The organism is Sphingomonas sp. SP6 (assembly GCF_058313435.1).
Window position 1 is genome coordinate 208,750 of sequence record NZ_JBZFLG010000003.1, and the last position, 19,479, is coordinate 228,228.

Genomic DNA, 19,479 nt, shown 5'->3' on the forward strand with positions numbered 1-19,479 from the left:
TCGAAGGGACCGCCCGTGAAGACCTCCGCCGCGCTCGACCGCATCTCGCCTTCGCCGACGCTCGCGATCACCAGCCGCGTCCTCGAGCTCCAGCGCGCCGGGGTGGACGTGATCGGGCTCGGCGCGGGCGAGCCCGACTTCGACACGCCCGACTTCGTCAAGGAAGCGGCGATCCAGGCGATCCGCGACGGCAGGACCAAATACACCAACGTCGACGGCATCCCCGAACTCAAGGCGGCGATCGCGGCCAAGTTCGCGCGCGACAACGGTCTCGCCTATGCGGCGAACCAGATCAGCGTGAACGTTGGCGGCAAGCACACCCTGTTCAACGCGCTCGTCGCGACGCTCGAGCCCGGCGACGAGGTGATCGTGCCCGCGCCCTATTGGGTGTCCTACCCCGACGTCGTCCAGTTCGCCGGCGCCACCCCCGTCGTCGTCAAGGCAGACGCGGAGCAGGGATATAAGCTCACGCCGGAGATGCTCGAGGCGGCGATCACGCCGAAGACCAAGTGGCTGATCCTCAACTCTCCCTCGAACCCGACCGGCGCCGCTTATTCCGCCGAGGAGCTGCGCGCGCTCGGCGAGGTGATCGAGCGCCACCCGCAGGTCTGGGTCTTCGCCGACGACATGTACGAGCATATCGTCTATGACGACTTCGAGTTCGCGACGATCGCCCAGGTCTGCCCTTCGCTCTACGAGCGGACGCTGACCGTCAACGGCTGCTCGAAGGCCTATGCGATGACGGGTTGGCGGATCGGCTTCGCCGGCGGCGCACCCTGGCTGATCAAGGCGATGGCGAAGCTCCAGTCGCAGTCGACCTCGAACCCCTGCTCGATCGCCCAGGCTGCCGCGGTCGCCGCGCTCACCGGCGACCAGGCGTTCCTCAAGGACCGCGCCGCCGCCTTCCAGTCGCGGCGCGACCTCGTCGTCGCGAGGCTCAACGAGGCCGAGGGCATCACCTGTCCGAAGCCCGAGGGCGCATTCTACGTCTATCCTTCGATCGCGGGCGCGATCGGCAAGACCACGCCGACGGGGAGGACGATCGCGACCGACGAGGATTTCGTCGGCTACCTCCTCGACGACGCCAAGGTCGCGGCAGTCCAGGGCGCGGCGTTCGGCCTCTCCCCCGCCATGCGGATCAGCTACGCCACGTCGGAGGCACTGCTGACCGAGGCGTGCGATCGCATCCAGGCCGCCTGCGCCGCGCTCAAGTAGCGCGCGGTCGTTTCCATTCGGAAACGATCATGTTCGATCTTGGACATGGCGCTGCAACGCAACGCGCCTAGATCGCAACGCACGATGAACGGGCGTTCCAGCGTCCGTTCAGCCCGGCCTCTCTAATCGATGACAACCGACAGCGACCAAGGACCCAGTATGATCCGCCTGCTCAAGACCAGCTTCGTGTGGCAGTTCGCCGGCGGGTTCGTGCTGGGCGCGATCGGTCTGGTCGCGTTCCACCCGGCCCAGTCGGATTCGTATGCGGCCGCGCCGTCTGCTGCGCACGCGACGCTTCAGTAGCGGTTCAGCGACGCGCGCCCATATCCGGGCGCATGATCCGTCCGCTCCTCGCCACCAGTGCCGTCGCTGCGCTGGCCCTCGCCCTCCCAACGGCCTTTGCGCATGCCGAGCGCGCGGTGCCGATCCCGGCCCCCGCGCGCGACGTCCCCGCCGCCGCGGCGCCGCAGGTCGCCGTGCTGGCCGGCGGCTGCTATTGGGGCATGGAGGCGGTGTTCGAGCGGGTGAAGGGCGTCCGTGCGGTCACCTCGGGCTTCGCGGGGGGCGACGCCGCGACCGCCAATTACGCCGACGTCTCGAGCGAGCGCACCCGCCATGCCGAGGCGATCCGCATCGTTTATGACCCGCGTCAGGTCAGCTACGGGACGCTCTTGCGCGTCTATTTCTCCATCGCGCATGACCCCACCCAGGTGAACCGCCAGGGCCCGGACAGCGGCCCCAGCTATCGCTCGGCGATCTTCCCGCAGTCACCCGCCCAACGGGCGGTCGCGGCCGCGTACATCGCCCAGCTCACCCGCGCCCACGCCTATCCCAGGCTGATCGCGACGCGGCTGGAGACCGGCGGCTTCTTCCCCGCCGCCGCCGACCACCAGGATTTCTACGATCGCAATCCGACGCACCCGTATATCGTGATGTGGGACAAGCCCAAGGTGGCGGCGTTCAAGGCGGCGTTCCCGGCGCTGGCGAAACGGGGATAGGCACTAACGCACCGCGGCCTTCAGCGTCGCTCGCGTCCCCCGGTGCGCGGGGTCGTATTCGACGACGGAGTGCAGGCTCTGCGCCATCGCGCGGATCAGCTTGGTGCCGATGCCCGTGCCGCCGGGCGCGACCTCGCCCGACAAGCCAACACCATCGTCCTCGACCGCCAGCAGGAAGACGTCGTCGCCCTCGCGATGGAGCGTGACGCGGACCTCGCCGCTCGTCCGGGGATAGGCGTATTTGCAGGCGTTCGAGACCAGCTCGGTGACGATCACGCCGAGCGACACCGCTCGGTCGGTCGGCAGACGGATCGGCTCGGCGACCAGCGTCAGGGTTCGCGGCAGCGCGTCCGAGGACCACGTGTCCTCCAGTTCGTCGACCAGCGTCGTGAGATATTCCTGCATGTCGACGCTCTCGACGTCGCCCCCCGAATACAGGCGGCGGTGAACCTGCGCGATAGCGGTGATCCGGCGCTGCGTGTCGTCGAGCGCGCTTTTGGCGGCGGAGTCGCTCAGCGCGGCCGCCTGCATCCGCACCATCGCCGAGACGATCTGGAGCGAGTTGGCGACGCGGTGGTTGACCTCCGCCAGCAGCGCCTCAAGCCGCGCGTTCGATGCGCGCAGTTCGTCTTCCGCCGCCGCCTTCTGCCGCGCCAGCTCGGCCCGCTCCAGCACCCCCGCGAACGCGGCGTCGAGCAGATCGAAGAAGTCGTCGCCCACGGTCTTGACCACATAGTCGGCGGCCCCCGCGCGCAGCGCCGCGATGGCGATGCGGCCCTCCTCCGATCCGGTGACGTAGACGATACCGGGGGCGTCCGGCAGCGCACGCAGCCGATGGAGGCACTCCAGCCCGTCCATCCCCGGCATGTAATGATCGACCGCGGCGATGTCGAAGCGGTCCGCCGCGGCCATCGCGACGCCCTCCGCACCGCCGTCGGCGGTCACGACCTCATGCCCGCGGCGCGCGAGCGCGCGCGCAGCGAGCCGGCGCAGCCCGGCGTCATCGTCGATGTAGAGGATCCGCGCCATCAGTCGCCCAGATCGGGGACCTGGATCACCGACAGGAACAGTCCCAGCTGGCGGATCGCCTGGGCGAAGCTCTCGTAATTGACGGGCTTGGTGATGTAGACGTTGGCGCCCAAATCGTAGCAGCGCTGGATCTCGCGGCTGTCGTCGGTCGTGGTCAGCACGACGACCGGGGTCCGCCTGATCGGGCCGTCGCCGCTCTTGATCTTCGCCAGGATGTCGGTCCCGCTCATGTCGGGCAGGTTGAGGTCGAGCAGCACCAGCGCCGGACCGTTGCGCTGCGGACCGTCCTCGGCGTTGAACAGATAGTCGAGCGCGGTCCCGCCGTCGGTGAAATGCTTGATGTGGTTGAGGATGCCCGCGCGGCGGATGTTCTTCTCGATCAGCCGGGCATGGCCCTCGTCGTCCTCGATCATGACGATGCTGACGGACTGGTGGGTGTTCATCGGGAGGGTTCCTGAAGGAGCGTCGCGGGAAGCGATAGGCGGAAGGTGGCGCCCTCGCCAAGTGTGGAGCGCAGGTCGATCGTCCCGCCGAGCCGATAGGCGAGCGCGCGGACGTGGGCGAGGCCGATCCCCTCGCCCGGTTGGTCCTGTTGGCCGGACCGGCGGAACAGGTCGAAGACCCGCTCGTGATCGCGCGGGTCGATGCCGCGGCCGTTGTCGGACACCGCGATCCAGGCGCGCGCCCCCTCGCGCCCGCCCGTGATCGTCACCCGCACCGGCCGCTCGGGATGACGGTATTTCACCGCATTCTCGATCAGGTTCGACAGGATCTGCTCGATCGCGAGCCGGTCGGAGACGATCTCGGGCAGCGCGCCCTTGATCTCGACCGTCGCGCCCTCGTCGTCGAGCCGGTGCTGCAGCGAGCCGCGGATCCCGTCGACCACCGCCTCGACCTTGACCGGCTCGGGCGCCAGCACCCGTCGGCCCTGCCGCGACAGCTGGAGGATCGCGTTGATCAGCCGGTCCATCTTCTGCGTCGAGGTGCGGATGAAGCCGATCGCCTCCGGCAGATCCTCGCGCGCGGCGAGCGTCGCGTCCTCGGTCAGAATGTCGGGAGCCTGCCGCTCGGCCCGATCGATCAGCGCGCGGATTTCCCCGGCCGCAGCGTCGAGCTCGGCGGTGAACCCCATGACGTTGACCAGCGGCGAGCGCAGGTCGTGGCTGACGATATAGGCGAAGCGTTGAATCTCCTCATTGGCGCGCGTGAGGTCCGCGGTCCGATCGGCGACGATCTCCTCCAGGCTGTCGTTCAGCTGCTGGAGGATGTCGCGCGACGTCGCCAGGTCGCGCGTGTAGCGCAGCACCGTCAGGAGCGTCACGAACGCGACCAGCAGCAGCAGTACGCCGGCGACGACCGACACCGTGTAGAACAGCCGGACGCTGCGTTGCAGATCGCCGTCGCGTTCCACCAGCAGGCGACGCTCGGCGTCGCGCATCCGGTCGAACAATGCGCGGACATGCGCCATTCGCCGCAGGCTCGTCTCGCGGCGGAATGCCTCGACCGCCGCCTGCCCCCGGCCCGCCGCGACCTGCGCGATCGCCGCCGCGCGCACCGCGCGGACGACGCGGACCTGCGCGTCGAGCGTCGCCAGGTTCGCGCCCTGCGCCGGATTGTCGCTAGTCAGCATGCCAAGCCGCCGACGAACGGCGACATAGTCGCGATCGGCCTGCTCGCTCGCGGTCCGGAAGCCCTCGTACCCCGGCGTCAGCATATAGCCACGGCGCGTCGTCTCCGCCTGTTCGAGCAGCCGCCGCGCATCGCCGATCGCCAGCTCGACCTCATAGGTGTGCGCCACCCAGCCGGCATGGACCTGGTTCTGCCCGGTCACCCAGGCGGCGGCGACCCCCGCCGCGATCAGCGCGGCGAACCCGACCGCCATCAGCACGAGCAAGGCCCGGCCGATCCGCCCCTCGCGTGCGATCAGCGCGACGCCCGCGCCGACGCCGCTCGTGTCCCCCGTTCGTGCCACGCCGAAGCGTCTAGGCGCGAACGGGCCGATGCGCCAGCGCGCTCGCCCCGACCGTCGTCAAAGCAGCAGCTCTTGCGCCGTCATCCGCCCGACATGTCCGCCGCCGCGCCGACGTGCGAGCTCGGTCTCGGCGGTGAAGCGCACGTCCTCGTCGCGATCGGTCAGGAACTTGACCAGGCTCTCCTGCTCGATCTCGTTCCAGGGCTTGCCGCGGTCCACGCCGAAGCGGACGCGCGGCAACAGCGCCGGCGTGCCCGACCATTCCAGCAGCTGCGCCACGCTCGCCTCGTTCAGCTGATCGCGCAGGTGGAAGGCGGTGACATAGGCGTCGGGGAACGCGCGGTGCGCGGGCAGCCCGCGCTCGTGCTCCAGCCCCGCGGGCTTGCGCCAATAGCGCAGCACCTGGTTCGAGAAGCTGGGCGAATCGGGCCACAGCCGCAGCGCGCACTTCCAGGTGCAGATCCACTTGGCGCCGTGGGTCATCGCCGGAGTGCAGAACATCTCCTCGAAGGAGGCGCGGTGCGCGGCGAGCGCGACGCGGCGCGGATAGGGGTCGAGCACGCGCCTGGCGACATCGTGCCACCACGGCGCGTCCGCCACGTCCTCGTCACGGATGTGATGCACGGCCTGGGTGACCGGCGGCATCGGCCGACCGGGATTGACCAGCAGGTTCCCGCCCTCCCCGTACAGCTCCCAGCGGCCGTCCTCGCCCAGCGCCACGTCCTGCCACCCGATCTCGCACACGCCGTGGGCGGGCGGGGGCGAGCCCGTGGTCTCGAGGTCGATGACGCGGACGATGCTGGGAAGGGAGCGCATCACGGCCATGTGGGGGCATCGCGCGTGCGTGTCATCCCAGGGCGGTCATCGGCGCGCCACGCCGCTCGCCGCCAGCTGCGCGTCGATCCGTGCGACCAGCCGGTCGCGCGCGGCCTCGTCGCGCCCTTCCGCCCGGGCGGTGAGCATATCCTGCGTGTTCGACGCGCGCAGCAGCCACCAGCCGTCGGCCTCGCGCACGCGCACGCCGTCGGTCGTGTCGATGTCGGCCCCCTCCACGCGCAGCCGCCCCAGCACCTCGCCGACCACGTCCTCGCGCCGTCCCGATTCCACCGCGAACCGCAGCTCGGGCGTCGCGACATAGTGCGGCAGCGCGTCGACCAGCTCGGCGAGCGACCGCCCGGACAGATCGACCGCCCGGATCAGCCGCACCGCGGCGTAGAGCGCGTCGTCGTAGCCGCGCCCCTCGGGCGGGCCGAAGAAGATGTGGCCGCTCATTTCCCCGCCGAGCGGCGCGCCCGCCTCGCGCATCCGGGTCTTGATGTTGCTGTGCCCGCTCTTCCACATCAGCGCGCGCCCGCCGAGCTCCGCGATCCGATCGAACAGCGCCTGGCTGGCCTTGACGTCGGCGACGATCGCCGCGCCAGGATGCTCGGCGAGCAGCGGCGCGGCGAGCAGCGCGAGGATCTGGTCGCCCCATACCGTTCGCCCGCGCCCGTCGACCGCGCCGATCCGGTCGCCGTCGCCGTCGAACGCGACGCCGAAGTCGAGGCCTTCCTCGACCACGCATCGTGCGAGGTCGGCGAGGTTCGCCTCCTCGGTCGGATCGGGATGATGGTTCGGGAAGTCTCCGTCGACCGCAGTGTGGAGGAGCCGATGCTCACCCGGCAGCCGCGCCGCCAGCCGCTCGACCGCGGGTCCCGCCGCGCCGTTCCCCGCGTCCCACGCGATCCGGTACGCCCCGCGCGCCGATCCCGACAGCAGATGCCCGACATAGGCGTCGAGCACGTCGGCGTCCTCGACCGATCCCGCCCCCGCGGCCCACGCTCCGCTCGACGCGATCCGGGCGAGGTCCTGAACATCGTCGCCGAAGAAGGCGCGTGACCCTAGCACCAGCTTGAACCCGTTCTGATCCTTGGGATTGTGGCTCCCGGTCACCTGGACGCCCGCGTCGACCGCCAGTTCTGCCTCCGCCCAATAGAGCATCGGCGACGGTCCGACGCCCAGCCGCACGACGTCGATTCCGCTCGCGCACAGTCCCTCGACCAGCGCGGCTTCGAGCATCGGCGACGACAGGCGCCCGTCCCGGCCCACCGCGACGCGCCGGCCGCCGATCGCGCGCACCCGCGTCGCGAAAGCGCGCCCGATCGCATGCGCCGCTCGCCCATCGATACCCTGTCCGACGACGCCGCGAACATCGTACTCGCGCAACACCCGCCGATCGATCTCGAACCCCAAGCCCTTGCCTTTCCCCCGCACTCCGCGGGATGAACGCCCGCCATGGACGCCTTCTCCTACCTCTCGGTGCTGCTGTCGATCATTCTGGGTCTGGCGATCACCCAGGTGCTCCAGGGCGTGCGGGGACTGCTGCTGTCGCGGAGGCGCGTGCGGCTGTACTGGCCGACCATCGTCTGGTGCGGGCTCATCCTCGTCTTCGCGACGCAATCCTGGTGGGCGAGCTTCGGTCTGGCGGACCACCGGGAGTGGACCTTCGCCGGCTTCGGGATGCTGCTGCTCCAGACGACCCTACTCTACATGCTCGCAGCGCTGGTCCTCCCGGACTTCGCGACGGCCGAGGCGGTCGACCTGCGCGCGCATTATTTCCACGAGTCCCGGCCCTTCTTCCTGGTGACGGTGGCCATGCTGCTCGCCAGCGTGTTCAAGGATCTGGCGATCGACGGGCGGTTTCCGGACGGGGAGAACCTCGCCTTCCACCTGACGTTCGGGACGTTCGGGGTGTTGGCCGCGCTCAGCCGGCGTCCCTGGCTCCACGAGGCGGTCGCGGTCCTGACCGCGGCCATCGTCGCCGCTTATATCGCGCTGCTGTTCGCGACGCTGAGGTGAGCGAGCAGCAGATCCCGCGCGGCGTTCAGCCGCCGCGCCGCCTCGTCCGTCCCGCCGCGGTCGGGATGCGCGTCCGCTACCAGCCGCCGGTGCGCGGCGCGGATCTCCGCCTCGTCCGCCGCCGCCCCGACGCCCAGCGCCGCGCGCGCGTTCGCCAGCTCGTCGCCCCTCACCGCCGCCGCGCGCGTCACGGCGCGCGACGGTCCGCGCCACAGCCGCCAGCCGAGATAGGCGACCAGCAGCGCGATGAGGAACTTGCCGATCACGCGACGAGCAACGGCGGCTGCGCTGCGGCGGCGGCATCGGGCAGCGCCAGCCCCGCCATCATCTCGCGCAGCTCCTGCCGCGCGGCGACGTGGGAGAGGCCCATCGCGCCGAACTCCTTGGTGTCGAGCATGGTGAGTCCCGACGGGAACAGCTCGCGGTAGATCACGCGCTCGCCCAGGCCGGGGATGATGCGGAAGCCGACTCGCTTGGCCAGCTGGTCCAGCGCCTCCGACACCCGCCGCATGTTGCGCGCCTCGATATGCTGGAGGCGGTTTCTCAGCACCACCCAGTCGATCGTCGTCCCATCGGCCGCGGCGCGGGCCTTGCGCGCGTTCCAGATCATCTCCGAATAGAAGCTGGGGCGCGTGACCTTGTAGGTGTCGGGATCGACCTGCCCGATCAGGTCGAAGTCGACGAAACTGTCGTTCATCGGCGTCACGAGCGTGTTCGACAGCGCCGCCGCGGTGCGCGCGGAGGCGTCGTCGCGCCCCGGCGTATCGATCACCAGGAAGTCCGCGCCGTGGCCGAGCTCGTGGAACAGCTCGGCGAAATTGCCGTCCGCCTGACCGTCGCCGGTCGCGTGACGCGGGATCGCGAGCTCGGCCCCCGTGCGCTTGGCGGTCGCGGCGCGATTGTCGAGATAGCGCCCCATCGTGCGCTGGCGGTGGTCGAGGTCGATGCACGCGACCTGCGCGCCCTTGCTCGCCAGCGCGATCGCGACGTGGACCGCGGTCGTCGACTTGCCCGTGCCGCCCTTCTCGTTGGCGAAGACGATGACATGCGGGACACGCTGATTCACTTTGCATCGGTCCTGTGTTGATCCGGCTCTCCCCCCTCCATAAGGGTGCGGCTCGGGGGATACGAGGGGCTTGGCGTTGCAGATCGTTCGCGAATTGAGCGCGTTGCGCGACGCCGTGACGGCGTGGCGAGCGGAAGGGCAGCGCGTTGCGCTGGTTCCGACCATGGGCGCGCTCCACGCCGGGCACATCGCGCTCGTCGAGGCGGCGAAGCGGCCCCGCACCCGGATCGTCACCTCGATCTTCGTCAACCCGACTCAGTTCGGCCCGAACGAGGACCTGTCGCGCTACCCACGCAAGGAGCAGGCCGACCTCAAGATGCTAACCGAGGCGGGCTGCGACTTGGCCTGGCTGCCGACCGTCGACGAGATGTATCCGGCCGGTTTCGCCACCAAGGTCAGCGTCTCGGGGATCGGCGACAAGCATGACGGCGCGGCCCGTCCCGGCCATTTCGACGGCGTCGCCACCGTCGTCGCCAAGCTCTTCAACCAGGTACGCGCCGATTGCGCCTATTTCGGCGAGAAGGATTATCAGCAGCTCCAGGTCGTGCGCCGCATGGCGACCGATCTCGACATGGGGATCGAGGTGATCGGCGTTCCCACCCAGCGCGACGACGACGGGCTCGCCCTCTCGTCACGCAACGTCTATCTCGATCCGGACGAGCGCGCCCGCGCGGTCGCGCTGCCCCGCGCGCTCGGGATCGCCGCGCAGGCGATCGCGCGCGGCGACGATCCGGAGGTTGCGATCGCCCAGGCCCACGCCGCCCTCAACGCCGCGGGGTTCGCGGTGGACTATGTCAGCCTGGTCGACGCAGAGACGCTCGAGCTTGCCCCCGCCGCCGACCGCCCCCGCCGCCTGCTCGCGGCGGCGCGGATGGGCTCGACCCGGTTGATCGACAATCTCGCGGTGGGATGAGCGGGGCTCCGCATTAACCATTTCGCTACACGAATCGCGTCACAAGCTCCGATCGGTTCCCCTCGGAGGGGATCGCAATGAGGGGGCGATGATGGGCAATAGCCTGAGAAGCGCGCGATTCCTGCTCGAATCGCGAATCGGTGACGCCATGCGCGGCGACACGGGGGCGTGCTACGACCTGGGCGTATTCTACTCGACCGCGACCGGCGGGGCGGACTACGACCTGATCGAGGCGCACAAATGGTTCAATCTCGCCGCGGTCGCGGGCCATGCCGCAGCCCAGGCCGCGCGCGGCGAGATCGCCGACGACATGACCGCGCGCGAGATCGCGACCGCCCAGGGCGCCGCGCGCGCGTTCCTGCGCTCTACCCAGCGCCGCGCCGCCTGATCGTCGCATCTCCGTCGCGGCGTCGATGACGCCCGCCCTCCTCCGCCCTAGCCGGGGCGCGAAAGGAGAGAGACGATTCGGGCACGACTGACGACCGGACTGGCGGGACTGGCCCTGACGCTCTGCGCCGCGGCCGTCACCCCCAAGCTCGCGGCTGCCGCTGACCTGGCGCGGGTCCCGACCGAAGGCTCCGCATCTATGCGGCGCTAACCGTCGCCACCTTCCTGGCCGCGGGCGAGGTCTTCGTCGCCGGCTTCTTCGCCGCCGCCTTCTTCGCGGGGGCCTTTGTCGCCGCCGCCTTCGCCGGCGCGGTCTTCTTCGTCGAAGCCTTCTTCTTCGCCTTCCCCGCCGGCGCCGCCGCCGCGCGATCGTCGATCAGTTGCGCGGCTTCCTCCAGCGTCAGCGCGTCGGGCGCGATCGTCTTGGGCAGCGTCGCGTTGGTCGTGCCGTCGGTGACGTAGGGGCCGTAGCGCCCCTCCATCAGCTTCAGTTCGGCCTCGGTGCGCGGATGCGCGCCCAGGACCTTCAACGGCTCGCGCGCCGCGCCGCGCTGCGGCCGCCCGCCGCCCGCTGCCGCCTCGGCGAGCTTGACCACGGCGGCGTTCATCCCCGTCTCGAACACCTCGGCGGTCGATTGCAGCCGTGCGTACTTGCCCGCATGCTTCAGATACGGCCCGTAGCGCCCGATCGCCGCCTCGATCGGCTCGCCCGTTTCGGGATGCACGCCGATGGTTCGCGGCAGACTCAAGAGCTTGAGCGCCAGCTCCAGGGTCAGCTCGCCCGCATCCTTGGGAATCGACGCGCGTTTGGCGTCCCCGCCCTCGCCCAGCTGGATGTACGGGCCGAACCGCCCGGACTTGCGCTCGACCTCGAGGCCCGTCGCCGGATCCTTCCCCAACCCTTCCGGCCCGGTGTCCTCCGCCGCCTCGCCGCCCGCCTGCGCGAACCGCCGCGTGTACTTGCACTCGGGATAGTTCGAACAGGCGATGAAGGCGCCGAACTTGCCGCCGCGCAGCGCCAGCTTGCCCACCTGGCAGTTCGGGCACAGCCGCGGATCGGCCCCGTCGGCCCGATCGGGGAAGAGGTAGGGCGCGAGGAAGGTGTCGAGCTCGGCGGTGACCTCGCTCGGCTTCTGCTCCATGACCTCCGCGGTGCGCGGCTTGAAGTCGCGCCAGAACGCCTCGAGCACGCGGCGCCACTCGGCGCGGCCGCCCGAGACGTCGTCCAGTTCCTCCTCGAGCTCGGCGGTGTAGTCGTAACCGACATATTTCTCGAAGAACCGCTCGAGGAACGCCGTCACCAGCCGCCCGCTCTCCTCGGCGAAGAAGCGGTTCTTCTCGATGCGGACGTAGGCACGATCCTTGAGCGTCTTGATGATCGAGGCATAGGTCGACGGGCGACCGATCCCCAGCTCCTCCATCCGCTTGACCAAGGTCGCCTCGGAGAAGCGCGGCGGCGGCTGGGTGAAATGCTGCTCGGCGTCGACCCCGAGCTTCGCCGGCGCATCGCCCTCGCGCACCCGCGGCAGGCGCTTGGCGTCTTCGGCCTCCTCGTCGGTCCCTTCCTCGTACAAAGCGAGGTAGCCGGGGAAGAGCACCACTTGGCCCGTCGCGCGCAGCACGTTGCGCCCGGTGCCGTCGGCGAGGTCCACCGTCGTCCGCTCCATCCGCGCCGACGCCATCTGGCTGGCGAGCGCTCGCTTCCAGACGAGGTCGTAGAGGCGCGCGTGATCGCCGCTGCCGATCTTGTCGCGCCCGAAGTCGGTCGGCCGGATCGCCTCGTGCGCTTCCTGCGCGTTCTTGGCCTTGGTCTGATACTGGCGCGGCTTGTCGGGCACGTAGCTGGCGTCGTAGCGATCCGCGACCGCCTTGCGCGCGGCCGAGATGGCGCTGCCGTCCATCTGGACCCCATCCGTCCGCATATAGGTGATCGCGCCGTCCTCGTAGAGCTGCTGCGCGATCCGCATCGTGTGATCGGCCGAGAAGCCGAGCTTGCGCGACGCCTCCTGCTGCAACGTCGAGGTCGTGAACGGCGGCGGCGGATTGCGCGTGGCAGGCCGCGTCTCGACCGACTGGACGGAGAAGCGGCCTTCCTCGACCGCCGCCTTGGCCTTGAGCGCGTCGCCCTCGTTCCCGATCGAAAGCCGGTCGAGCTTCCTGCCCTCCCACTGCACCAGCCGCGCCGCGAACGGCGTCCCGTCTTGCTCGAGCCGCGCCGTGACCGACCAATATTCCTGCGCCCGGAACGCCTCGATCTCGCGCTCGCGCTCGACGATCAGCCTGAGCGCCACCGACTGCACCCGCCCCGCCGACTTGGCGCCGGGGAGCTTCCTCCACAGCACCGGCGACAGCGTGAACCCGACCAGATAGTCGAGCGCGCGGCGTGCCCGGTACGCATCGATCAGATCCTCGTCGAGCGCGCGGGGATTCCCCATCGCGGTCGTCACCGCCGCCTTGGTGATCGCGTTGAAGGTGACGCGCTGGACATCCTTCGGAAGCGCCTTGCGCTTCCTCAGCACTTCCTGGACGTGCCAGCTGATCGCCTCACCCTCGCGGTCGGGGTCGGTCGCCAGGATCAGCCGGTCGGCGGTCTTCGACAGGTCGGCGATCGCCTTGAGCTGCTTGGCCTTGTCGGCGTAATTCTCCCATTCCATCGCGAAGCCGTCGTCGGGGTTCACGCTGCCGTCCTTGGGCGGCAGGTCCCGGACATGGCCGTACGAGGCAAGGACGCGGTAGTCCCCGCCCAGATACTTTTCGATGGTCTTGGCCTTGGCCGGCGATTCGACGATGACGAGCTGCATTGGCGCCTAACTAGGGGGCTTCACGTGTACGCGCGAGGGTGAAGGCCCGGCGGGGGCGGCGTCAAGCGTCCGCGTCGAGCGCGACGCTCGCGATCAGCGGCGGCGTCTGCTGGTGCTGGACCACCCGCCAGTCGTCATGCGCCAGCCGGTGCATCGTGGTGGTGCAATGCGCCTCGTAGCGCTCGTCGCCATTGGCCGCCTCGGCGCGATAGGCGATCACGATCAGTCCTTCGTGCGGTCGCATCACCTGCTGGTCGGAGAAGGTCACCGACTCCCACCGCGGCGTGTCGCTCACCGCATCGACCGCGGCCTGGCCCGCGTACACGTAAGGCGGCTGGGGCAGCACCAGCAGCGCCTCATCGGCGATCTTGGCCTGATAATTCTCCCGGCCCTCGGTCCAGAGGCTCTCCTCGAACGCCCAGATGCGGCTGTCTTCCATGTCACGGCTCCCGACGAATGAGGGAGGCAAGCGCGCAGAAGCGACCGGCGGTTCCGCGTCAATCCCGCGGCGTCGTTCGCCAGGCGAGGAAGAAGCCGATCCCCAGCAGCAGGTCGATCGTCCCGAACAGCAGGACCATCGCCGGGACCTTGCCCGCCGCGTAGAGCAGCGCGACCGGAACGGCGAACACCAGCTTCTCGACGACGGTAACCGGCATCAGCGCGCGGTAGCGGACCGGGTCGCCGCCGATCACCCAGAAGGCGAGCTGGAACGCCGCCGCCACGCCCACGAAGCCGTAGGTCGTCGCCTCCGCCCCCGCGATCGGCGGGACCAGGTAGAGCGGCAGCAACACGATCAGGCCATAGACCGCCGCTCCGCGATACCACCATGCGATCCACCCAGGCTCGGTCATCCGCTCACCCCGTCATGCTCACGCGCGCGCCGGCATGGCGCTCGATCCGCCCGGCGAGCTCGAGTTCGAGCAGCACCGTCGCCACCACCGCCGGCTCCGCGCCCGACTGACGGATCAGCTCGTCGACCGAGACCGGCACCGCCCCCAGCAACTCCGCGATCCGCCGCCGCGCACGGTCGTCCGCGTCGGCGGCCGGCGCGCCCTCGAACCGGGCCGCCGGCATCCGGACCGCGCGCGCGTCGATCGGGCGGACCTGCTCCAGGATGTCGGCGGCGGACTGGACCAACGTCGCGCCGTCACGGATCAGCCCGTTGCCTCCTTGCGCGCGCGGGTCGAGCGGGCTGCCCGGCACCGCCATCACCTCGCGCCCGGCCTCTCCCGCCAGCCGCGCGGTGATCAGCGAACCGGACTTGACCACCGCCTCGACCACCACCGTCCCCAGCGCGAGCCCGGCGATGATCCGGTTGCGATAGGGAAAGTGCCGCGCGCGCGGCTCGGTCCCGGGCGGCATCTCGGCGATCAGCAAGCCCTCGCTGGCGATCCGCTCCTGCAATTCGGCGTTCTCGGGCGGATAGACGACGTCGACGCCGCCCGCGATCACCCCGACCGTCCGGGGCAGCGCGCCGACATGCGCCGCGGTGTCGATCCCGCGCGCCAGCCCGGAGACGACCGTCGCTCCCGCCTGCGCCAACCCATGCGCCAACTCGCGCGCGAAGCGGCACGCCGCGGCGGAGGCGTTGCGCGCGCCGACCATCGCCACCGTCGAGCCGCGCAGCAGCGCCGGCTCGCCGCGCAGCGTCAGGACCACCGGCGCATTCTCGAGCTCGGCGAGCAAGGGCGGGTAGTCGACGTCGTCGAGAAAGAGATACCGTGCGCCCGCCTTCGCCGTCCGTGCCATCTCGCGCCGGATCTCGCCCGGCTCCGGCACGCGCGGCGCCGCGCCGCCGCCTCGCCTGGCGAGCATCGGCAACCCCTCGATGGCCGCCGCCGCGCTGCCGAAGCGCGCGATCAGCTGGCGAAAGGTGACCGGCCCGACCCCGGGTGTCCGGATCAGCCGCAGCCGATCGAGCGCACCGCCCGCGTACGGGTCGGCGTCAGCCACGCCCGACCGGGTCCTTGGCGCCGATCCGCGGCTCGGTCCCGCCCAGCAGCCGTTCGAGGTTCGCTCGGTGCTTCCACACCACGATCAGCGCCAGCGCGATCAGCAGCGGCACGAGGTCGAACCGCGCGAACGCCGCCGCCGCGACCGGCGCGCTCACCGCTGCCGCCATCCCCGCCACCGACGAAATGCGCATGGCGGCGAGCAGCCCCAGCCAGACGACTGCATAGACGAGCCCGAGCGGCCAATGGAGCGCGAGCACGATCCCCATCAGCGTCGCCACCCCCTTGCCGCCGCGGAACCGCAGCCACACGGGATAGCAATGCCCGACGAACGCGCCTGCCGCCGCCAGCGCCGCGTTCCCCGGGAACAGCCGCTCGACCAGCAGCACCGCCGCCGCGCCCTTGAGCATATCGAGCAGCAGCGTCGCCGCCGCCAGCCCCTTACGGCCGGTGCGCAGCACGTTGGTCGCGCCGATGTTGCCCGATCCGATCGCGCGCAGGTCCCCCGCCCCGCCCCAGCGCGTCAGCAACACCCCGAACGGGATCGACCCGAGCAGATAGCCGACCGCCAGCGCGAGCGTCGGCGGTATCCAGATGATCTGCGGCGACATGTTCCCCCTTTGGCCCGCTTCTAGCGGATCGTCGAGCGGAGCGCTACCTCAGGCGTCGTTGCTTCACGACACGGTACCGCACCCAAATGCCCGATCCGCGCCCGATCCTGTTCTTCGATTCGGGCGTCGGCGGCCTCTCCGTGGTCGCGCCGACGCTGGCGCTGCTCCCGAACGCGCCCGTCGTTTATGCCGCCGACTCGGCGGGATTCCCCTATGGAACGCGCAGCGAGGCGGAGATCGCCGCCCGCGTCCCGGCGCTGCTCGGCCGCCTCGTCGAACGCTATCGCCCGCGGCTTGCGGTGATCGCGTGCAACACCGCCTCGACGATCGCGCTCGCCCACGTCCGCGCCGCGCTCGACCTGCCCGTCGTCGGCACCGTCCCCGCGATCAAGCCCGCCGCCGAACTGAGCCAAACCCGCGCGATCGGTGTGCTCGGCACCGCCGCGACCGTGCGGCAGCCCTATGTCGACGACCTCGCCGCGCGCTTCGCCGCCGACTGCGCGGTGCTGCGCCACGGTTCGGCGGCGCTGGTCGAGATCGCCGAGGCCAAGCTCGCCGGCGAAACGCCCGACGCGGAGCGCGTCCGCGCCGAACTCGACCGCCTCTTGCGGCAGCCCGGCGGCGACCGGATCGACGTGATCGTCAACGCCTGCACCCACTTTCCGCTGCTCGAGGCCGAGCTGACCGCTGCCGCTCCCCCCGGCGTCCGCTTCGTCGACGGCGGCCCCGGTATCGCGCGCCGCATCGCATTCCTCACCCAGAGCCAGGACTGGCCCGACTCGCCCTCGCCTGGGCGGCTCGTCTTCACGAGGCTGGGCGAGCGCGAGCGGACGATCGCGACGACGCTCGCCGGGCGCGGCTTCGCCCCGGCCGAGATGCTGTGATCGCCGCCGTCGGGACAATTTGTCCAAGCCCGGATCCGCGTTTCTCGCTGGAAAGGCAGGCGCCCCGGCGTTAAGTCGCGCCGCATGAGCGAGGGACACGCGCCCGCGGTCGATTACGGCCGCGTCTTCACCCAGGCGATCGATCGGCTGCACGCCGAAGGGCGCTACCGCGTCTTCATCGACATCCTCCGCAACAAGGGGTCCTACCCCAACGCGCGCTGCTTCGCGGGACATAACGGGCCCAAGCCGATCACGGTCTGGTGCTCGAACGACTATCTCGCGATGGGCCAGCATCCGAAGGTCATCGCGGCGATGGAGGAGGCGCTCCACGACGTCGGCGCGGGATCGGGCGGCACCCGCAACATCGGCGGTAACACCCACTATCATGTCGATCTCGAGCACGAGCTCGCCGACCTCCACGGCAAGGAGGGCGCGCTGCTCTTCACCAGCGGCTACGTCTCGAACGAGGCGACGCTGGCGACGCTCGCCAAGGTGCTGCCGGGCTGCATCATCTATTCGGACGACCTCAACCACGCCTCGATGATCGCAGGGATCCGCAATTCGGGCTGCGAGAAGCGCGTCTTCCGCCACAACGACGTCGCGCATCTCGAGGAACTGCTCGCCGCCGACGATCCCGCGACGCCGAAGCTGATCGCGTTCGAGAGCGTCTATTCGATGGAGGGCGACGTCGCGCCCATCGCCGCGATCTGCGACCTCGCCGACCAGTATAACGCGCTGACCTATCTCGACGAGGTCCATGCCGTGGGCATGTACGGCCCGCGCGGCGGCGGCATCAGCGAGCGCGAAGGTCTGGCCGACCGGCTGACGATCATCGAAGGCACGCTCGGCAAGGCGTTCGGCGTCATGGGCGGCTATATCGCCGCCGACCGCATGATCATCGACGTGATCCGCTCCTATGCGCCGGGCTTCATCTTCACGACCTCGCTCTCCCCGGTGCTCGTCGCCGGCGTGCTCGCGAGCGTCCGCCACCTGAAAGCGTCGAGCGCCGAGCGCGAAGGCCAGCAGGCCGCCGCCGCGACGCTCAAGGCGATGATGGCCGACGCGGGCCTGCCGGTGATGATCGGTGACACCCACATCGTTCCGGTGATGGTCGGCGACCCCGTCAAGGCCAAGCGGATCAGCGACATCCTGCTCGCCGAGTACGGGGTGTACGTCCAGCCGATCAACTACCCGACCGTCCCCCGCGGGACCGAGCGGTTGCGCTTCACGCCGGGTCCGGCGCACACGCCCGCGATGATGCGCGAACTGGTCGAGGCGCTGATGGAGATCTGGGACCGGCTGGAGATCCGGCTGGCGGCCTGAGGTGCTTCGCGCGGCGAAGAGCCGGGGACCGACGGTCCGCGTGGCGGCGACGATGATTCTGGTTCAGGCGACCTGAGCGACGAAGGTGCTGGCGCGTTGGGTGACGTCGGCGAAGCGTTCGAGCACGCTGGAGGCGGCACGCAACACTTCTTCGATCTCGGCGGCGACAACGACCGTATCCTCGCGGATCGCCACGAGCGTGCCCGACATGGCATCCGCGGCATGCGCGGTGTCCCGGACCGCACTGGTGATCGTGCGCACGGTTTCGAACTGACTGTCCATCGCCATCCGCAGGCGGTCGCCGCTCTGCTCCACTTCCTGAACGGTACGCCGGATGGTGGCGTTGGCCGCGACGGTATATTCGGTCGCGGACTGGATCGTGGCGATCTTGCCTGCGATGTCGTCCACCGCGCGCGAGGTCTGACCGGCAAGGCTCTTCACCTCCTGGGCGACCACGCCGAAGCCACGCCCGGCGTCGCCCGCGCGCGCGGCCTCGATCGTGGCATTGAGCGCCAGCAGGTTCGTCTGCGAAGCGATCCCGCGGATGAGCGCGAGGATGGACTCGATGGAGGTCGCCTGTTCCCGAAGCTGCTCGGATTGCTGCACCGAAGCGCCGGCCTGCTCTGCCGCGCGACTGGCGATCGCGGCCGAGGCCTGCACTTCGGTGCGGGCTTCCTCGATCGCACGGATCAGGCCCTCGGCGGTGCTCGCCGCTTCGCACATGGCCATGGCGGATTGCTCGGCGGTCGCCGCCACCTCGCTCGCCTTCAGCAGCGAGCCTCGGGTGATGTTCGCCGCGGCATGGGCCTTCTCCTCCAGTTCCGCCCCATCGCGACTCGCCAGGGACAACGATCCTGCGACGTCGATGTCGAACGCCCGTCCCAGCCCCTCGCGCTGCTTGAATGCGCGATGCTCGAGATACTGAGTATAGATCGAGAAATAGACGTCGCATTCGAACGAGCGGAAGCGCGTGAACACGTCGTTGATCCGGTGCCGCTCCTCCTTGGAGCATTCGTATCTGCGGCCCAGGATCTCGAGGGACAAGGATGCGCCGGCAGAGGTCATCGCGATGATCGCCGTCAATGGCACGTCGTCGACGAATGCGCCCCGGACGGTCCGCTCGGCGGAGAGCGCCCAATCGATCCGATCCGGCGCGAGAAAGCGGTTACGAAGATACGCGATGCCGGCCCGGATGAGCCGTTCTTCCTCGAGCTCGTCGCCGAACTGGACCGACTGTCGAAAGCGCCGCCAGTGCTGCCAATGCTCGAGCGCGACCGAGGTGATCTCGGGCTCCAGGATCTCCCAGATCTTGCGTGCCACAGCGCACTCTTCGGGACCGATCCGGAAGAGCCTCATGCGCTCCTCCAGATCGAGGGAGCGAGCGGTGCGTTCGGGTTCGGGCAATGTCTCTAAGTCGTTCACGAGCATCGGCGCCTTGCTGTCGACCCGGATATGGACTTAGCATCGCTAACTCCGGCTTAAGCCTGCGC

Annotated in this window: 21 protein-coding genes; 8 read left to right on the forward strand and 13 right to left on the reverse strand. The window is 69.9% G+C overall.

Going from position 1 to position 19,479, the window contains the following annotated elements:
- Window positions 1–15: 15 nt before the first annotated feature.
- From AC4GYY_RS11180 to msrA, 3 genes are all read left to right on the forward strand, one after another.
- Window positions 16–1,215: a pyridoxal phosphate-dependent aminotransferase gene (locus AC4GYY_RS11180; protein ID WP_491120593.1), complete on the forward strand. Its 1,200-nt coding sequence runs from the start codon at window positions 16–18 to the stop codon at window positions 1,213–1,215.
- 159 nt (window positions 1,216–1,374) lie between these two features.
- A complete protein-coding gene (locus tag AC4GYY_RS11185) occupies window positions 1,375–1,518 on the forward strand; it encodes a hypothetical protein (protein WP_491120595.1) in 144 nt (47 codons plus the stop codon).
- Window positions 1,519–1,550: 32 nt separating this feature from the next.
- Window positions 1,551–2,213 (forward strand): peptide-methionine (S)-S-oxide reductase MsrA, encoded by a 663-nt coding sequence (msrA, locus tag AC4GYY_RS11190; RefSeq protein WP_491120597.1) that lies wholly within the window; start codon window positions 1,551–1,553, stop codon window positions 2,211–2,213.
- Window positions 2,214–2,216: 3 nt separating this feature from the next.
- Here the strand turns inward: msrA and AC4GYY_RS11195 are convergent, their stop codons facing one another.
- From AC4GYY_RS11195 to pgmG, 5 genes are read right to left on the reverse strand one after another with little or no spacing between them, the layout of a single operon-like run.
- Entirely contained in the window at window positions 2,217–3,242 is a 1,026-nt protein-coding gene (locus tag AC4GYY_RS11195) for a sensor histidine kinase (protein ID WP_491120599.1), read from the reverse strand.
- On the reverse strand, window positions 3,242–3,685 hold the full coding sequence (locus tag AC4GYY_RS11200) for a response regulator (RefSeq protein ID WP_491120600.1): 444 nt from the start codon (window positions 3,683–3,685) through the stop codon (window positions 3,242–3,244). The genes AC4GYY_RS11195 and AC4GYY_RS11200 overlap by 1 nt, the downstream gene beginning before the upstream one ends.
- The gene (locus AC4GYY_RS11205; protein WP_491120601.1) at window positions 3,682–5,214 is read right to left on the reverse strand and encodes a sensor histidine kinase; all 1,533 of its coding nucleotides are present in this window, start codon (window positions 5,212–5,214) and stop codon (window positions 3,682–3,684) included. Before AC4GYY_RS11205 ends, AC4GYY_RS11200 begins: the two co-directional genes overlap by 4 nt.
- Before the next feature lie 57 nt (window positions 5,215–5,271).
- A complete protein-coding gene (locus AC4GYY_RS11210) occupies window positions 5,272–6,030 on the reverse strand; it encodes an exonuclease domain-containing protein (protein WP_491120602.1) in 759 nt (252 codons plus the stop codon).
- A gap of 45 nt (window positions 6,031–6,075) precedes the next feature.
- On the reverse strand, window positions 6,076–7,446 hold the full coding sequence (gene pgmG / locus AC4GYY_RS11215) for a phosphoglucomutase/phosphomannomutase PgmG (protein ID WP_491120603.1): 1,371 nt from the start codon (window positions 7,444–7,446) through the stop codon (window positions 6,076–6,078).
- A gap of 42 nt (window positions 7,447–7,488) precedes the next feature.
- On the opposite strand from pgmG, the gene AC4GYY_RS11220 reads away from it, so the two are divergent.
- Window positions 7,489–8,052 carry a hypothetical protein gene (locus AC4GYY_RS11220; protein WP_491120604.1) on the forward strand — a complete coding sequence of 188 codons (564 nt, stop codon included), beginning with the start codon at window positions 7,489–7,491 and terminating at the stop codon, window positions 8,050–8,052.
- Here the strand turns inward: AC4GYY_RS11220 and AC4GYY_RS11225 are convergent.
- Together AC4GYY_RS11225 and AC4GYY_RS11230 are read right to left on the reverse strand one after the other, a co-directional pair.
- The gene (locus AC4GYY_RS11225; protein ID WP_491120605.1) at window positions 8,019–8,318 is read right to left on the reverse strand and encodes a J domain-containing protein; all 300 of its coding nucleotides are present in this window, start codon (window positions 8,316–8,318) and stop codon (window positions 8,019–8,021) included. The genes AC4GYY_RS11220 and AC4GYY_RS11225 overlap by 34 nt on opposite strands.
- Window positions 8,315–9,118 (reverse strand): division plane positioning ATPase MipZ, encoded by an 804-nt coding sequence (locus AC4GYY_RS11230; RefSeq protein ID WP_491120606.1) that lies wholly within the window; start codon window positions 9,116–9,118, stop codon window positions 8,315–8,317. Before AC4GYY_RS11230 ends, AC4GYY_RS11225 begins: the two co-directional genes overlap by 4 nt.
- 76 nt (window positions 9,119–9,194) lie before the next feature.
- Between AC4GYY_RS11230 and panC the strand changes: the two genes are divergently transcribed.
- Entirely contained in the window at window positions 9,195–10,031 is an 837-nt protein-coding gene (gene panC / locus AC4GYY_RS11235; protein ID WP_491121199.1) for a pantoate--beta-alanine ligase, read from the forward strand.
- A gap of 91 nt (window positions 10,032–10,122) precedes the next feature.
- The gene (locus AC4GYY_RS11240) at window positions 10,123–10,419 is read left to right on the forward strand and encodes a hypothetical protein (protein WP_491121201.1); all 297 of its coding nucleotides are present in this window, start codon (window positions 10,123–10,125) and stop codon (window positions 10,417–10,419) included.
- 196 nt (window positions 10,420–10,615) lie between these two features.
- Here the strand turns inward: AC4GYY_RS11240 and topA are convergent, their stop codons facing one another.
- The 5 genes from topA to plsY all read right to left on the reverse strand — a co-directional run bounded on the left by topA (window position 10,616) and on the right by plsY (window position 15,782).
- On the reverse strand, window positions 10,616–13,219 hold the full coding sequence (gene topA, locus AC4GYY_RS11245) for a type I DNA topoisomerase (protein ID WP_491120607.1): 2,604 nt from the start codon (window positions 13,217–13,219) through the stop codon (window positions 10,616–10,618).
- A gap of 61 nt (window positions 13,220–13,280) precedes the next feature.
- Entirely contained in the window at window positions 13,281–13,658 is a 378-nt protein-coding gene (locus AC4GYY_RS11250) for a DUF4440 domain-containing protein (protein WP_491120608.1), read from the reverse strand.
- 58 nt (window positions 13,659–13,716) lie between these two features.
- Window positions 13,717–14,070 carry a hypothetical protein gene (locus AC4GYY_RS11255; protein ID WP_491120610.1) on the reverse strand — a complete coding sequence of 118 codons (354 nt, stop codon included), beginning with the start codon at window positions 14,068–14,070 and terminating at the stop codon, window positions 13,717–13,719.
- A 4-nt stretch (window positions 14,071–14,074) separates the two neighbouring features.
- Window positions 14,075–15,172: a DNA-processing protein DprA gene (gene dprA / locus AC4GYY_RS11260; protein ID WP_491120611.1), complete on the reverse strand. Its 1,098-nt coding sequence runs from the start codon at window positions 15,170–15,172 to the stop codon at window positions 14,075–14,077.
- Window positions 15,165–15,782 (reverse strand): glycerol-3-phosphate 1-O-acyltransferase PlsY, encoded by a 618-nt coding sequence (gene plsY, locus AC4GYY_RS11265; RefSeq protein WP_491120612.1) that lies wholly within the window; start codon window positions 15,780–15,782, stop codon window positions 15,165–15,167. Before plsY ends, dprA begins: the two co-directional genes overlap by 8 nt.
- 86 nt (window positions 15,783–15,868) lie before the next feature.
- Between plsY and murI the strand changes: the two genes are divergently transcribed.
- Window positions 15,869–16,666 carry a glutamate racemase gene (gene murI, locus AC4GYY_RS11270; RefSeq protein ID WP_491120614.1) on the forward strand — a complete coding sequence of 266 codons (798 nt, stop codon included), beginning with the start codon at window positions 15,869–15,871 and terminating at the stop codon, window positions 16,664–16,666.
- Between the two features lie 84 nt (window positions 16,667–16,750).
- On the forward strand, window positions 16,751–17,989 hold the full coding sequence (gene hemA, locus AC4GYY_RS11275; protein ID WP_491120616.1) for a 5-aminolevulinate synthase: 1,239 nt from the start codon (window positions 16,751–16,753) through the stop codon (window positions 17,987–17,989).
- A 63-nt stretch (window positions 17,990–18,052) separates the two neighbouring features.
- Here the strand turns inward: hemA and AC4GYY_RS11280 are convergent, their stop codons facing one another.
- Window positions 18,053–19,417: a methyl-accepting chemotaxis protein gene (locus AC4GYY_RS11280; protein WP_491120617.1), complete on the reverse strand. Its 1,365-nt coding sequence runs from the start codon at window positions 19,415–19,417 to the stop codon at window positions 18,053–18,055.
- Between the last annotated feature and the right edge of the window lie 62 nt (window positions 19,418–19,479).

Coding starts and splice junctions, on each gene's coding strand:
- AC4GYY_RS11220 (WP_491120604.1), top strand. CDS start 7,489: ATGGACGCCTTCTCCTACCTCTCGGTGCTGCTGTCGATCATTCTGGGT.
- AC4GYY_RS11200 (WP_491120600.1), bottom strand. CDS start 3,685: ATGAACACCCACCAGTCCGTCAGCATCGTCATGATCGAGGACGACGAG.
- plsY (WP_491120612.1), bottom strand. CDS start 15,782: ATGTCGCCGCAGATCATCTGGATACCGCCGACGCTCGCGCTGGCGGTC.
- murI (WP_491120614.1), top strand. CDS start 15,869: ATGCCCGATCCGCGCCCGATCCTGTTCTTCGATTCGGGCGTCGGCGGC.
- topA (WP_491120607.1), bottom strand. CDS start 13,219: ATGCAGCTCGTCATCGTCGAATCGCCGGCCAAGGCCAAGACCATCGAA.
- AC4GYY_RS11250 (WP_491120608.1), bottom strand. CDS start 13,658: ATGGAAGACAGCCGCATCTGGGCGTTCGAGGAGAGCCTCTGGACCGAG.
- hemA (WP_491120616.1), top strand. CDS start 16,751: ATGAGCGAGGGACACGCGCCCGCGGTCGATTACGGCCGCGTCTTCACC.
- msrA (WP_491120597.1), top strand. CDS start 1,551: ATGATCCGTCCGCTCCTCGCCACCAGTGCCGTCGCTGCGCTGGCCCTC.
- AC4GYY_RS11280 (WP_491120617.1), bottom strand. CDS start 19,417: ATGCTCGTGAACGACTTAGAGACATTGCCCGAACCCGAACGCACCGCT.
- AC4GYY_RS11195 (WP_491120599.1), bottom strand. CDS start 3,242: ATGGCGCGGATCCTCTACATCGACGATGACGCCGGGCTGCGCCGGCTC.
- AC4GYY_RS11255 (WP_491120610.1), bottom strand. CDS start 14,070: ATGACCGAGCCTGGGTGGATCGCATGGTGGTATCGCGGAGCGGCGGTC.
- AC4GYY_RS11240 (WP_491121201.1), top strand. CDS start 10,123: ATGGGCAATAGCCTGAGAAGCGCGCGATTCCTGCTCGAATCGCGAATC.
- AC4GYY_RS11185 (WP_491120595.1), top strand. CDS start 1,375: ATGATCCGCCTGCTCAAGACCAGCTTCGTGTGGCAGTTCGCCGGCGGG.
- AC4GYY_RS11210 (WP_491120602.1), bottom strand. CDS start 6,030: ATGCGCTCCCTTCCCAGCATCGTCCGCGTCATCGACCTCGAGACCACG.